This window comes from Ornithinimicrobium tianjinense (genome assembly GCF_014636495.1).
Classification (GTDB): domain Bacteria; phylum Actinomycetota; class Actinomycetes; order Actinomycetales; family Dermatophilaceae; genus Ornithinicoccus; species Ornithinicoccus tianjinensis.
Genome location: NZ_BMEM01000006.1, coordinates 23,803 through 37,744, shown reverse-complemented (window position 1 = coordinate 37,744; position 13,942 = coordinate 23,803). Strand labels below are relative to the sequence as shown.

Sequence of the window (13,942 nt, the reverse complement as noted above, 5' to 3'; positions counted from 1 at the left end):
CGGTATGCCGTGCTCCCGCCCTCGGCGCCCGGTCACCGCCCCAGCGCCTCGCGCACGACCGGCACCAGCTGCTCCACACCGCGCCGCAGCAGGACGATCGAGTAGTGGTTGACGTCGTCCACGTCGACCACCCGCATCTCGGGGTGCTCGCCCGTCCAGCGTGCCCGTGCCGGGTCGGGATAGAGGGGCGGCACCTCGTCCATCAGCCCGCGCGGCGCCAGCATCCAGGTCGTCGGGTGCTCGAGCGCAGCCAGCGCGCGCGCGACCGAGTCGCCGTCGACGAGCTCGCGGATGTCCTCCTGGAGCGCCTCGACCCGCGTGGCCGCACGCCACGCGCCGCCCTCCTCCACGAGGTCGTAGTCCACGTAGGCCGTCGTCAGGTCCGTCCACTCCGCCCCGATAGCCGGGTGGTCGCGCCAGAACTCGCGGTAGGCCGCACGGTCGGCGAACGTCATCACCAGCCGGTCGGCGGCCGGCCCCAGGACGGCCGCCGCCATCTGGTCTGGGGCGACGCCGGGCGGCGGGAGGAGCGGCATACCCCCGTCGACGAGGACGAGCGAGGTGACGAGCGTGGGGTGGCGGTGGGCGAGGACGACCGAGACGAACCCGCCCATCGAGTGCCCGACCGCGACCGCCTGCGTGAGCCCGAGATGGTGCAGCACGGCGGCGACGTCGTCGGCGTGCGTCGGCATGCCGTAGGGACCGGGCAGGTCCCGCGAGCGGCCGCGGCCGCGCAGGTCCGGAGCGACGATCCGCACGTCGGGCATGGCCCGGGCCAGCTCGGCCCACGCCACGTGCGAGGAGGTGATGCCGTGGACCGCGACGACGGTCGGCGCGACCGACGCGTCGCCCTCCGGCTCCCACAGGCCGACCCGCATGGTGCCGCCGCGGACGGGGACGTCGAGCGTGCGGTGACGCTCACCCACGACCGCCTGGACGGACTCGGGCAGCGCGTCGGGGTGGGTGGCGGCGTCGCTCATAGGTCAGGCCTCGTGTCGGTGGTGGTGGCCGACGGCAGGCTCGGACCCGCCGTCCTGGTCGTGGGTGCGAGCGCGCCCTGGACCACGTCCATGAGCGCCTCGTAGACGTCCTCGGGGATGTCGGCGGCCTGCTCCCACAGGATCCAGCGCATCCCGATGAGCTCGCCGGCGCCCATCAGCGCCCAGGCGGCGACCGTCGGGTCGACCGGCCTGATGTCGCCGCGCCCGCGCGCCGCGGCGAGGCCTGCGGCATACCCGTCGACGATGTTGGCGTAGTGCGCCTGCATCGCCTCGGGCGAGACGAACTCCGCCTGGCGGATGATCCGGTAGAGGGCCGGGTGCTCGGCGGTGAAGCGGAAGAAGGCGCGGAAGCCCGCACGTTCGGCTCCGATCCGGTCGGGGACCGCGCTGGAGGCCTCGCTCATCGCCTGCCGCACCCGGTGCGAGAGGTCGCCGACGACCTCGTCGAAGATCTCCTTCTTGCCGCTGAAGTGCACGTAGAAGGTGCCGAGCGCGACGCCCGCCTCCTCGGTGATCTTGACGATGGAGGCCTCGTGGTAGCCGACGGTCTCGAAGACGTGCTCGGCCGCCTCGAGCAGCCGGGCCCGGGTCCTGGCGCCGCGCGGGGTCCGGGCGGGGCGGGGTGCGGTGGCGGTCATCGGGTCTCCAGTTCCTCGGCGGCGAGCGCAGCGCGCAGCGCCTGCTCGCGGGCGACCTTGCCCACGGACAGGTAGGGCAGCGCCGTGACGAGGTGCACCGAGGAGGGCACCTTGAACGGGGCCAGCCGCTCGCGGCAGTGCTCGATCAGCTCCGTCTCGTCGGTCACCGTGCCGGCGCGTCGGACGACGAGGGCGACGCCGCGCTCCCCCCACCGCTCGTCCGGCACCCCGACGACGACGACGTCCTCGACCGCCGGGTGCGTCTGCAGGACGGCCTCGACCTCGGCGGGCGCGACGTTCTCGCCGCCGCTGATGAAGATGTTGCGCAGGCGGTCGACGATGCGCAGGTAGCCCGACGCGTCGCGCACGGCCACGTCGCCGGTCGCGAGCCAGCCGTCACGCCAGACCGCGGCCGTCGCCTCCGGATCGCGGAAGTAGCCGGTGAACATCCCCGGTCCGCGGACCAGCAGCTCACCGGACCCGGCCCCGGCCACCTCCTCGCCCGTCACGGGGTCGGCGAGGCGGACGTCGACGTGGGGATAGGGAACACCGGCCCAGCCCACGCGGTCCAGCGCCTCGCGCGGTGGCACGCACAGCACGTTGGGGCCGGCCTCGGTCAGGCCGTAGCCCTGCGTCAGGGCCACGCCCCGCGCGTGGAAGATCCGCAGCAGCGGCGCGGGCATCGGGGCGCCCCCGACGACGGCGCTGCGCAGCGAGATGAAGTCGGCCATCCCGAAACGCGGGTGGTCGGCGAGCCGCGCGTAGTGGGTGGGGACGCCCATCATCGTCGTGACCCTCCGCTCCTCCACGAGGCGCAGCACGCGTCCGGGGTCGAAGCCACGCTCGAGCACGACGGTGGCGCCGGTCCACCACGCCAGCAGCGGCTGGACGTTCCACCCGCCGACGTGGAACTGCGGCATGACGCTGAGCACCACGTCGGACTCGTCCAGCTCCAGGGTGCGCGACAGCGACAGGTTGGTCCAGTAGCAGCTGGCGTGGCTCAGGACGGCGGCCTTGGGCCGCGCCGAGCTGCCGGAGGTGAAGACCATGAGCACCGGGTCGTCGTCGGCGACCGGCCCGGCGGGCAGCGCGGGCGCCCCCTGGCTCCCGTGGCGCGGCGCCGGGAGCGCGCGCTCGGCGCCGTCCTCCCCCAGGTATGCCGTGGGCACGGGCACGGTCTCCCCGGTCCTCGCCAGCGCGGTGCGGGCCAGGGTCGCGGTCTCCTCCTCGACCAGCAGGACCGCCGGGTCGGCCAGGACCAGCTGGTCGGCCAGCTCGGCCGACGTGAGCCGCCACGAGAGGGGCACGAGCACCAGTCCGGCACGCGCGCAGGCGAAGAAGGCCACGACGTGGTCGGCGCTGTTGCCCACGAGGGTGGCGACCCGGTCGCCGCGCGCGTAGCCCGCGCGCGCGAAGGCCCGGGCGAGCGTCCTCGCCCGCCGCTCGAGCTCGGCGTAGGTCAGCTCGACGCCGCGGTCCACGACCGCCACCCGGTCGGGGTGCAGGCGGGCCCGGTCGGCGGGCCACCGGCCGAGGGTGTGCGGGCCGTCCTGAAAGGTCACGAGGTCTCATCCTCCACGAGGACCGAGCCTGGGGTGCGCACCTCGGCCGGCCGGCCGCGTCGGCGCGCGCGCAGCCGGGTCGCGATGCCCGCCAGCCCTCCGGGCAGGAAGAGCACGACGAGCACGAAGATCGCCCCGAGGATGAACAACGGCTCTGACAGGGGGATCCGCAGCACGGGCGGCAGGTCCAGGATGGTCGGCGACTGAGCGAGGACGGCCAGGCGCTGGCTGAGCAGGACGTAGACCACGGCGCCCAGCACCGCGCCCCAGCGGGAGCCGACCCCACCCAGGACGACCATGAGCAGCAACGAGATCGTCAGGTCGGCGCTCACCGCGTGCGGCACCGCACCGGAGTTGAGGATCAGGTGGACCATGCCGGCCGCCACGGCGATCACCGACGCCACCACGAAGATCGCCAGCTTGACCAGGAAGGGGCGCATGCCGAGGACGCGCACGCGCAGCTCGTTCTCCCGGACGGCCTCGGCGACGTGGCCCGCCCGGCTGTGCTGGACCCAGGTGACGACGACGAAGGTCAGCACCAGCGCGGCGAGCGCCAGCCAGTAGATGTTGCGGGTGTCCGCCACGCCCACCAGCCAGTCCGGGACGCGCTCGGTCTCCAGGCGCAGGCCCTCCTCGCCGCCGGTCACGCGGCCGGGGTCCCGGCTGACGAGCACGGCCGCGGCCTGGGCGAAGGCCAGGGTGACCATGGCGAACGGGATGCCGCTCACCCGCAGGCTCACCGCCCCCAGCAGGGTGGAGAGCACCACGGCGGCCAGGAGCACCAGCAGGGCGCCGGGCACGATCCCCAGGCCCAGCTCGCGCAGCGCGATGCCGAGCCCGTAGGCGCCGAGGCCGAACCACAGCGCGTGACCGAAGGACAGCAGGCCCGCGACGCCGAACAGCAGGTGGTAGGACAGCGCGAGCGAGGCCATCACCATCGCCAGGGCGAGCAGGTGCAGCGTCCCGGGGGTGTAGGTCGCGCCCGGCAGCACGCCGGGCAGGCTCAGGTCGAGCAGCGGTAAGCAGGCGAGCAGGACCGCCAGGGCGACCGGCACGGCATACCGGAGCAGGGGGGCGCGCATCACTGCCTCCCGAGGAGGCCGGAGGGACGGGCCAGCAGGACGGCCGCCAGCAGGACCACGACCGCCAGGTCGCCGGTGCCCCACAGGTAGTAGTTGGCGAACTGCTGCAGGACGGCGACGAGCACCGAGGCGACGGCCGCCCCGATCAGCGAACCGAGCCCGCCGATGACCGTGACGATGAAGGCGAAGATGAGCAGGGTCTGCCCCAGCAGCGGCGAGACGTAGCCGAAGTAGTGCGAGGCCAGGACGCCACCTACGCCAGCCGCCGCGCCGCCGATCGTGAAGACCAGCGTGAAGGCGTTGCGGACGTCGATCCCCAGCGCGGTCACCATGGACCTGTTCTCGACGCCGGCGCGGATGATCATCCCGAAGCGGGTGCGCTGCAGGAAGAGCACGATGGCCGCCAGGACCACGAGCGCTCCCAGGATCGCGATGAACCTGTCGTTGGGCACGTTGGCGCCGGCGATCCGGGTGGTGCTCTCCATCCAGGCCGGCCCGGTGAGGAAGCGCGGGTCGGTCCCCCAGATGCCGTCGAAGAGGGCGACGGTCGCGAGCGCCAGGCCGACCGTGACGAGGACCTGCTCGATGTGCCGCTCGTAGAGCCGCTGGACCAGCAGGCGCTCGGTCACGGCGGCGAAGAGGGCGCCGGCCAGCGCACCGACCAGCAGCGAGGCCGCGAAGCCGGCCCCACGTCGAGCTGCCGAGCCGGGTCGCCACCTCGTAGCCGAGGAAGGCCCCCAGGGAGAGGAAGACGCCGTGGGCGAAGTTGAGCACGCCCATCAGGCCGTAGATGAGGCTCAGCCCGGAGGCCACGAGGAAGTAGATGGCTCCCAGCCCGATCCCGGTGATCAGGAGGAGGATCGCGGTGCTCATACGGCTCCTGCCGGGTCGGTGCCGCCGTGGACGCCGAGGAGGCGCTGGGTGGCGACGGGGTCGTCGAGGAACTCGGCCGCGGGGCCGTGGTGGACGCTGCGGCCGTCGGTCAGCACGACGGCGTCGCGCGCGAGCGTGCGGACCACCTGGAGGTTCTGCTCCACGAGCAGGATCGGGACCACCTCGGCGGCGTGCGCCAGCACCCGGGCGACCTCCTGGACGAGGCGGGGAGCCAGTCCCTTGGTCGGCTCGTCGACGAGGAGGACCCGGTTGTCGTTGAGCAGCGCCCGCGCGAGGGAGACCATCTGCTGCTGGCCGCCGGAGAGCGTGCCCGCTGCCTGCTGCCCACGCTCGCGCAGCTCGGGGAAGAGGTCGTAGACGAGGTCGTAGCGGTGCTCGGACCCGCGTCGTTCGGCCAGTCGGAGGTTCTCGGTGACGGTGAGGCCGGAGAAGACCTCGCGGTCCTCCGGCACGTAGCCGACACCCAGCTGCGCGACCCGGTGGGTCGGGAGGTGGCTGATGTCCTGGCCGTCCAGGGTGATGCCCCCCTCGCGACCGATGAGCCCCATGACGGCCTTGATCGTCGACGTCTTGCCCACGCCGTTGCGCCCCAGGAGCGCGGTGACGCCGGTGGCCGCCACCTCGAGGTCGACGTGCTCGACGACCTGCTGCCCGGCGACGTGCGCGCGGAGCCCTCGGACCACGAGGACCGGTGCCGCGGCCGTCCCGCTCGCGCTCTTCTCCGGGTATGCCGTGTGCTGGCTCATGCGGGCTCCCCCAGGTAGGCGCTCTGGACGGTCGGGTCGGCCATGACGGCCTCCGGGGTGTCGATCGCCAGCAGGTGGCCGAAGTGGAGCACGGCGACCCGCTCGACCAGGCCCAGGAGCACCTCCATGTGGTGCTCGACCATGAGCACGGTGCACCCGTGGTCGCGATGGAGGCTGCGGATCACGTCGGTGAGCCCGGGCACGTCGCCGGACGCGACCCCGGCCATCGGCTCGTCGAGCAGGACGACCGAGGGGTCGGTCGCCAGCAGCATGGCGATCTCGAGCTTGCGCTTGTCGCCGTGCGGGAGGTCGCCGGCGCGGTGGCGCAGGCGGTCGCCGAGGCCGACGCTGCCGAGCAGGTCGCGGGCCCGGCGGGACGCGGGGTCGCCCGGGCGGGGGAAACGCACGAGGCTGATCGCCCCGCCCTCGTGCACCTGCGACGCGAGGCGGACGTTCTCCTCGACGCTCAGGCCCGGGAAGAGGGAGGAGGTCTGGAAGGTGCGGCCCAGGCCGGCGTTGGCACGCTGGGTGATGGTGCGGCCCGTGACGTCGGCGCCGTCCAGGAGCACCTGCCCGCCCGTGGGGGCGAGCACGCCGGAGACGAGGTTGAACAGCGTCGTCTTGCCGGCGCCGTTGGGGCCGATGACGCCCACGACCTGGCCGGTCGGCACGACGAAGCTGATGTCCTCGAGGATCTGCGCGCCGCCGATGCGCAGCGACAGTCCGCGGACCTCCAGCGCGGGGGTGGGCGACGGGCCCACCCCCGCACCGGCCGGGGTCGTCGAGGTCACCGGCCCGACGCCTCCGGCGGCGCGACCTCGTCGGGCTCGAAGGTGTCGACGAGCTCGGGGACCCAGGTGTCGCCGTCCTGCTTCAGCGTGGCGCTGAACATCGGCTGGAGCAGCGCGTGGTCACCCTCGCGGATGGTCATCGAGCCCTTGGGTCCGTCGAACTGCCAGCCCTCGAGGGCGTCGATCATGGCGTTGACGTCGTCCCCGCCCTCGGTCAGGGCCTGGACGATCATCTGGCCCGCGACGAAGCCGTCGTTGGTGAACAGGTCGGGGGTGCCGCCCGCCTCGGTCACGTGGTCGACGAGGGCCTGGTTGGCCTCGTTGTCCGCCGCGCCCGGGAAATAGTGCGACAGGAAGCTGATCTTCTCGCCGATCGGGCCGTAGGCGCCGAAGGTGGCGCTGTCGGCCAGGCCGGTGACGACCGGCGCGGCCTCGAACACGTCCTGCTGGTCGAGGGACTGCCACATGCTGCCCGCGGTCGCACCCGCCCAGGCGACGAAGATCAGGTCGGGGTCGGCCTCGACGACCTGCCGCGCGAAGCCGGTGAACTCCGTGGCGCTCTCGGGGACGAGCACGCTGTCGACCTCGGCGCCCTGGGCCCCGATGATCGCCTCGACCGCGGCGAGGTTGCCCTGGCCGAAGGCGTTGTCCTGCGCGAGGACCACCACCTTGCCACCCTCGTCGTCGAGCATCGCGCCGGCCGTGGCGACGTCCTGCAGGCTCTGGCGCCCGGACCGGAAGGTGTAGTCGTTGACCCCGCTGATCGCGTCGGTGGCGGCCGGACCGGAGATGTAGAGGATCTCGTTCTGCGCGGCCTGCTCGGCCATAGCGACGGCGATGCCCGAGACCACGGTGCCGCCGAGCACCTTGAAGTCCTGGCCGATCAGGTCCTTGGCCGCGGCCACGGCGGTGTCGGGGGCGCCGGCGTCGTCGCGGTAGGTGATCTCGACGGGCCGTCCGTCGATCTCGCCGGTACCGCCGGTCGCGTAGTCGAGGCCCGCCTCCAGACCCTCGCGGTACTGCTTGCCGTAGGCCGCCAGCGGCCCGGTCTCGGAGTAGATGATCCCGACCTGGAACGGGTCGCCACCGCCGGCGGCGCCGCCGGCGGTCCCGCTCGACGTGTCGGTCGTCGAGCCGCCGGTGTTCGACTGCTCGGACTGGCTGGGCGCGCAGGCGGCCAAGGACAGCGCGGTCGCCAGCGACAGCGCGAGGGCGGTAGAGCGGGACATCGGGGCACTCCTTCGTGGGCCGAATAAAACTGAAAGGTGATTCAGATTTCGGTCCGACCGTAGCGACGGCTTCGCGCCGGTGTCAACGGCTCGAGGTCACGATCCGGTCACGGTCGGCTCGGGCGTGGTGGACCGGGCTTGTCGGTGGTCGGTGACAGGGTCCTGGCATGGACCTCTCGTGGCAGCTCGCCCTCCTCCTCTGCCTCGCCGCCCTGCTCGGTATGGCGACCGGCTGGCTCCTCGCGCGCGGTCGAGGAGCGGTGGCGCTGGCGCGGGCGGAGGCCGAGCGTGACGGCTGGGCGCGCCAGGCCCACGCCCTGGAGGAGTCCCTGGTCGAGGACCGGGAGGCGGCCGCCCAGCTCGCGCCGATGAGCCAGGCACTGCGGCGGGTCGAGGAGCAGGTCAGGGTCCTCGAGCGCGACCGCTCGCAGCAGTTCGGCCAGGTCGGCGCGCAGCTGGCTGACGTCGCCGAGCAGACCCGAGCCCTGCACCGCCAGACCGCGGCGCTGTCGGGCGCCCTCAACTCCAGCGGCACGCGGGGCACCTGGGGCGAGGTGCAGCTGCGCCGCGTCCTGGAGCACGCAGGCATGCTGGAGCGGTGCGACTTCGAGGAGCAGGTCGCCGCCGTGACCCGGCACGACGCCCGGGTGCGCCCGGACGCGATCGTCCGCCTCCCCGGAGACAAGACGCTCGTCATCGACAGCAAGGCGCCCCTGACCTCCTTCCTGCGCGCGCAGGGCGAGGACGTGTCCGCCGACGAGGCCGCGCGGCTGCTGCGCGCTCATGCCGCGGCACTGCGCGGACACGTCGAGACCCTGGCGGCGAAGGCCTACTGGAGCGCCTTCCCCTCCTCCCCGGAGCTCGTGGTCTGCTTCGTGCCCAGCGACGCGGTGCTGGCGGCGGCGCTGCGGGCCGAGCCGGACCTCTACGACCACGCCCAGTCCCGTCGGGTGGTGCTGGCCTCCCCCGGCACGCTGCTCGCGATGCTGCGGGCCACCGCCCTCGCCTGGCAGCAGGACGCGCTCACAACCCACGCCCAGGAGCTGCTGCGCCTGGGCGACGACCTCCACCGTCGGCTCGGCACCGTCGGGCGGCACCTGTCCACGATGGGCGGGGCGCTGCGCCGCTCGGTCGAGACCTACAACCAGCTCGTCGGCACGCTGGAGTCGCGGGTGCTCGTGACCAGCCGGCGCATGCACGAGCTCGGTCTCGTCGAGGCGCCCGTCCCGGGCCCGCTCCCGCTGGACGTCGCGCCCCGGCCGCTGACCTCCGCGGAGCTCATCACCGACCAGCTCGTCACAGACCAGCTCATCACCGACCAGCACGTCTCCGACGAGCTGGAGATGGAGCGCACCTACGCCGCCACCCACCCTCAGCGCGCGGACAGGCAGACGGGCCGCGAGCGCTCCTTGGGGTAGCGGGAGCGCGAGCCGTCGGGTTAGGTTGCGGACACACCCCGTGCAGACCACCCGTGAAAGGACCACGCAACGATGCGTATGCGCACCCTTGTCGCGGCAGCCGCCGGCCTGGCCGCCGTCGCCACCTCCGCCTTCCCGGCCTCGGCCATCAAGTACGGCGACCTCGACGCCGGCGAGCACCCCTACGTGGGCCTCATGGTCGCCTACACCTGGAACGACGTGAACGGCGACACCGTCCAGACCGACGACGAGCTGTTCGCCGGCTGGCGCTGCACCGGCACCCAGATGGACGCCGACACCTTCCTCACCGCCGGCCACTGCACCTTCGGCGCCGACGCCGTCGCGGTCTGGTACGGCGACAACCTCCAGGACGTCCGCCTCGGGCGTGAGTTCGTGACCTTGGCCGGCGCGATCGACCAGAGCAGCGCGCTCGCCGCCGACGCCTGGAGCTACGACGCGATCTACCACCCGGAGTACGACGACGCTGCCTTCTACCTGCACGACGTCGGGGTGGTCGACCAGATGACGCTCGCGGAGGGCACCACCTTCGAGACCTACGGCGAGCTGCCCGAGCTCGGCTACTGGGACGAGCAGCTCGCCCTGACCAAGAACGCGCGCGACTCCTACGAGACCGTCGGCTACGGCCTGCAGTGGGCGATGCCCACGCGCGGGGACTCCGACCCCTCTGTCAACAACCAGGCAAGGCTGGACCAGGCCGACTGGGTCAAGTACAAGGCGGGCGGCGTGCTGGTCAACAACCGCCAGTTCGGCGCCGGTCCCGGCCAGGACAGCTACGTCGTGCTGAGCAGCAACGCCCACACCGGCGGCACCTGCTCCGGCGACTCCGGCGGCCCGACGTTCGTCGAGGACACGACCACCGTCGTGGCGGTCACCTCGTTCGGGATGAACGAGACCTGCGCGGGCTCCAGCGGCGTCTACCGCATCGACACCGTGGACGACCTCGCCTGGCTCGGCCAGTTCATCGGCTGACCGCGTCAGCGACGACGAAAGGGCCGGCACCCGCGGGTGCCGGCCCTTTCGTCGTGGGTGGTGCGCTCAGTGCAGCTGGTCGCCGCCCGCGGCCGGGATGGCGCCGGGGTCATGGCGGACCTTCGCGGCCTCGACGCCGGCGGCCTTGAGGTCGCGGCGCAGCTCGTTGGGCAGGGCGAACAGCAGCGACTCCTGGGCGGCGGTGACCGCCCTCACGTCGCCGTAGCCGCGCTCGGCGAGCCAGTCGAGGACGTCACGCACGAGCACCTCGGGCACGCTCGCGCCGCTCGTGACGCCGACCGTGGTCACCCCTTCCAGCCAGCTCTCGTCGATCTCGTCGGCGTAGTCGACCAGGTGCCCGTCCCGCGTGCCGTACTCCAGGGCGACCTCCACGAGGCGCTTGGAGTTGGAGGAGTTCTGCGAGCCGACGACGATCATCAGGTCGCACTGCTCGGCCATCTGCTTCACGGCGACCTGGCGGTTCTGGGTGGCGTAGCAGATGTCGTCGCTCGGCGGGTCCTGCAGGTGCGGGAACCGGTCGCGCAGCACGGCCACCGTCTGCATCGTCTCGTCGACCGACAACGTGGTCTGCGAGAGCCAGACGAGCCGCTCGGGGTCCGGGACCTCCACGACAGCGGCGTGCTCGGGGCTCTCGACGACGATGGTGCTGTCGGGTGCCTCGCCGGCGGTGCCCTCGACCTCCTCGTGGCCGGTGTGGCCGATGAGCAGGATGGTGGAGCCCTCCCCCGCGAAGCGCACGGCCTCGCGGTGGACCTTGGTCACCAGCGGGCAGGTGGCGTCGATGGTCTGCAGGCTCAGCGCCCTCGCCTCGGCGTGGACCGCAGGGCTGACGCCGTGGGCCGAGAAGATCACCCGGGCGCCCTCGGGCACCTCGTCCGTCTCCTGGACGAAGATCGCGCCGCGCTTCTCCAGGGTGCGCACGACGTGCTTGTTGTGGACGATCTCCTTGCGCACGTAGATCGGCGGGCCGTACAGCTCCAGCGCCTTCTCGACCGTCACGACGGCCCGGTCGACGCCCGCGCAGTAACCGCGTGGGGCGGCCAGCAGGACGCGCTTGTCACCAGGGGCGGCGGGCACGTCGACAGTGGTCGGTCGGGTGTCAGGCGTCGTGGTCACTCCCCCATGGTAGGCGGCGCCCCTGGGTCGCTCCTGGGTGGCGCAGGGGACGGGCCCGTGCCGGCGGCCCCGGTCACGGCGTCCCGGACCACCGTCACCAGCACCTCCGCGACCGCTTCCGGGTGCGTCAAGGGCACGAAGTGGGTGGCGCGCGGGATCGTGACCACGTGCGGAGCGGCGCACGCCGCGGCATACCTCGCGACGTCCAGGCGCATCTGGTCGAACTGCCCGTTGACCAGGTAGACCGGGCACCGCACCCCCTGCAGCAGGTCGGGCCCGCAGTGCTCCATCACCGCCTCCCAGGCTGCGGGGAGCGCCGCGTATGACGTGCCGTCGGGGAGGGCGTCCGCCGCCCCTCCGCGCACCCCCAGCAGGCGGACCACCCGGTTGGCGACCCGCCCCATCCGGTCCGCACCGAGGTAGGGCAGGACCCGGGCGAAGGCCCGGTAGACGACGGCGAGGCGGTTGGCGGGGTCGGCCGTGGCCCCGATCAGGACGAGGGCGTCGAGCGCGTCCGGGTGAGCCGCGGCATACAGGGAGCAGAGGTAACCGCCGAGGCTGTGCCCCGCGAGGACCACGGGCCGTCCTGGCGCCCGGCCGCCCACCGCCGCCCCGATGGTGGCGAGCGCCCCCTCGAGGGTGAACGGCTCGTCCGTGCGGGTGCCGTGACCCGGCAGGTCGACGCTGACGACCTCGGCGTCCGGGAGCAGCGCCGGGTAGGGAGCCCACTGGCGGGCGCTCATCCGGGTCCCGTGGACGAGGACGAGGCGCGCCTGGCCTGGCCTGTCGGTCACCTTCCTTAGGCTAGCCAGGTGACCTCGCCCTCCCTGCCGCCGACCGCCCGGGAGACCACCGCCTCCACCCCGTGGCCTGTGCGGACGTTGTCGATGAAGATCAGCGACTACGTCGACAAGATGTCGCCGCTGTGGGTTGAGGGCCAGGTCGTCCAGCTCAACCGGCGCCCGGGGATGTCGACGGCGTTCCTCACCCTGCGCGACACCGACGTCGACATGTCGCTGTCCGTGACCATCCCCACGGGGGCGCTGGACGCGATGCCCACCCCGCCCCAGCAGGGCGCGCGCGTGGTGGTGCACGCCAAGCCGAGCTTCTGGACCAAGCGGGGCACCCTGCAGCTCGAGGCTCGCCAGATGCGCCACGTCGGGGTCGGCGAGCTGCTGGCCCGGCTGGAGCACCTCAAGCAGCTGCTGCGCAGCGAGGGCCTCTTCGAGCCGTCGCGCAAGAAGGCCCTGCCCTTCCTCCCCAGACGGATCGGGCTGATCACGGGGCGTGCGACGGCGGCCGAGCGCGATGTGCTGGCGGGGGTGCGTCGGCGCTGGCCCGCGGCCCGCGTCGAGGTGCGCCAGGTCGCGGTGCAGGGCACGGACACGGTGCCGGCGGTGACCGCCGCCCTGCGCGAGCTCGACGGGCTGGCCGACGTCGACGTCATCGTCATCGCCCGCGGCGGCGGCTCCTTCGAGGACCTCCTGCCGTTCAGCAACGAGACGCTCGTCCGCGCCGTGGCCGAGGCCCTCACCCCCGTGGTCTCGGCAATCGGGCACGAGACTGACACCCCGCTGCTGGACTTCGTCGCCGACCTGCGCGCGTCGACCCCGACGCACGCCGCCGCCGCGATCGTTCCGGACGTGGCGGACGAGCTGCGAGGGCTCGCGACCGTGCGTCGGCGCAGCCGTGCGGCCGTGCACCGGCGGATCGCCTCCGAGCGCGAGCGGCTCGCTGTGCTGATGAGCCGGCCGGTCATGGCCGACCGCGCCGCGATCGTCGCCCAGCACCGGGCCGAGATCGAGACGCTGCACGCCCGCGGCCGCTCCCGCCTTCAGGACCGGTTGGCCCGGGAGCGCGACCGCAGCGACGGTCTCCTGCGCCACCTTCGCGCCGTCTCGCCCCAGCACACCCTCGAGCGCGGGTATGCCGTCGTCCGCCACCCGGACGGCACCATCGTCCGCGACCGCGCGGAGGTCGACGCGGACGAGCTGCTCCGCGTGACCGTGGCCAGGGGCGACTTCGCCGTGCGCCCGGTCGTGGCCTGACCGGACAGGCGTTCCTGCCGGACCGGACAGGCGTTCCTGCCCGACCGGACGGGCGTTCCTGCCCGACCGGACAGGCGTTCCTGCCCGACCGGACGGGCGTTCCTGCCCGACCGGACACCCGTTCCTGCCCGACCGGACGGGCGTTCCTGCCCGACCGGACAGGCGTTCCTGCCCGACCGGACAGGCGTTGCTGCCCGACCGGACGGGCGTTGCTGCCGGACCGGACACGCGTTCCTGCCCGACCGGACACCCGTTGCTGCCAGGGGTCAAGGCTGGCACTACCGCCTGTCCGGTCGGTCTGGGTTGGCACCTACCGCCTGTCCGGTCGGGTCCGGGTTGGCACCTACCGCCTGTCCGGTCGGGTCCGGGTTGGCACTACCGCCTGTCCGGTCGGTCCGGGTTGGCA

Annotated in this window: 12 protein-coding genes and 1 pseudogene; 3 read left to right on the top strand and 10 right to left on the bottom strand. The window is 73.1% G+C overall.

Going from position 1 to position 13,942, the window contains the following annotated elements:
* Positions 1-32: 32 nt before the first annotated feature.
* The 8 genes and pseudogenes from IEV65_RS14550 to IEV65_RS14515 form a co-directional block, all read right to left on the bottom strand.
* A complete protein-coding gene (locus IEV65_RS14550; protein ID WP_188432021.1) occupies positions 33-980 on the bottom strand; it encodes an alpha/beta fold hydrolase in 948 nt (315 codons plus the stop codon).
* Complete coding sequence (locus IEV65_RS14545) at positions 977-1,639, bottom strand: TetR/AcrR family transcriptional regulator (protein ID WP_188432020.1); 663 nt, start codon at positions 1,637-1,639, stop codon at positions 977-979. Before IEV65_RS14545 ends, IEV65_RS14550 begins: the two co-directional genes overlap by 4 nt.
* On the bottom strand, positions 1,636-3,201 hold the full coding sequence (locus IEV65_RS14540) for a class I adenylate-forming enzyme family protein (RefSeq protein WP_188432019.1): 1,566 nt from the start codon (positions 3,199-3,201) through the stop codon (positions 1,636-1,638). The genes IEV65_RS14545 and IEV65_RS14540 overlap by 4 nt, the downstream gene beginning before the upstream one ends.
* A complete protein-coding gene (locus IEV65_RS14535) occupies positions 3,198-4,283 on the bottom strand; it encodes a branched-chain amino acid ABC transporter permease (RefSeq protein WP_188432018.1) in 1,086 nt (361 codons plus the stop codon). Before IEV65_RS14535 ends, IEV65_RS14540 begins: the two co-directional genes overlap by 4 nt.
* A pseudogene (locus IEV65_RS14530) lies at positions 4,283-5,156 on the bottom strand (branched-chain amino acid ABC transporter permease). Before IEV65_RS14530 ends, IEV65_RS14535 begins: the two are co-directional and overlap by 1 nt.
* Positions 5,153-5,923, bottom strand: coding sequence for an ABC transporter ATP-binding protein (locus IEV65_RS14525; protein WP_188432017.1), 771 nt, complete (start codon positions 5,921-5,923; stop codon positions 5,153-5,155). The pseudogene IEV65_RS14530 and the gene IEV65_RS14525 overlap by 4 nt, the downstream one beginning before the upstream one ends.
* Positions 5,920-6,714, bottom strand: coding sequence for an ABC transporter ATP-binding protein (locus tag IEV65_RS14520; protein ID WP_229735315.1), 795 nt, complete (start codon positions 6,712-6,714; stop codon positions 5,920-5,922). The genes IEV65_RS14525 and IEV65_RS14520 overlap by 4 nt, the downstream gene beginning before the upstream one ends.
* Positions 6,711-7,943 (bottom strand): substrate-binding domain-containing protein, encoded by a 1,233-nt coding sequence (locus tag IEV65_RS14515; protein ID WP_188432015.1) that lies wholly within the window; start codon positions 7,941-7,943, stop codon positions 6,711-6,713. Before IEV65_RS14515 ends, IEV65_RS14520 begins: the two co-directional genes overlap by 4 nt.
* Before the next feature lie 167 nt (positions 7,944-8,110).
* On the opposite strand from IEV65_RS14515, the gene IEV65_RS14510 reads away from it, so the two are divergent.
* A complete protein-coding gene (locus IEV65_RS14510; RefSeq protein ID WP_188432013.1) occupies positions 8,111-9,361 on the top strand; it encodes a DNA recombination protein RmuC in 1,251 nt (416 codons plus the stop codon).
* A gap of 72 nt (positions 9,362-9,433) precedes the next feature.
* Positions 9,434-10,351 (top strand): trypsin-like serine protease, encoded by a 918-nt coding sequence (locus IEV65_RS14505; RefSeq protein ID WP_188432012.1) that lies wholly within the window; start codon positions 9,434-9,436, stop codon positions 10,349-10,351.
* Positions 10,352-10,417: 66 nt separating this feature from the next.
* On the opposite strand, the gene IEV65_RS14500 is transcribed toward IEV65_RS14505, so the two are convergent.
* Both IEV65_RS14500 and IEV65_RS14495 read right to left on the bottom strand, forming a co-directional pair.
* The gene (locus tag IEV65_RS14500) at positions 10,418-11,488 is read right to left on the bottom strand and encodes a 4-hydroxy-3-methylbut-2-enyl diphosphate reductase (RefSeq protein WP_188432011.1); all 1,071 of its coding nucleotides are present in this window, start codon (positions 11,486-11,488) and stop codon (positions 10,418-10,420) included.
* Positions 11,485-12,282, bottom strand: a complete 798-nt coding sequence (locus tag IEV65_RS14495; protein WP_229735313.1) for an alpha/beta fold hydrolase — start codon at positions 12,280-12,282, stop codon at positions 11,485-11,487. The genes IEV65_RS14500 and IEV65_RS14495 overlap by 4 nt, the downstream gene beginning before the upstream one ends.
* An 18-nt stretch (positions 12,283-12,300) precedes the next feature.
* Between IEV65_RS14495 and xseA the strand changes: the two genes are divergently transcribed.
* Positions 12,301-13,536, top strand: a complete 1,236-nt coding sequence (xseA, locus tag IEV65_RS14490; protein WP_188432010.1) for an exodeoxyribonuclease VII large subunit — start codon at positions 12,301-12,303, stop codon at positions 13,534-13,536.
* The last annotated feature ends 406 nt before the right edge of the window (positions 13,537-13,942 follow it).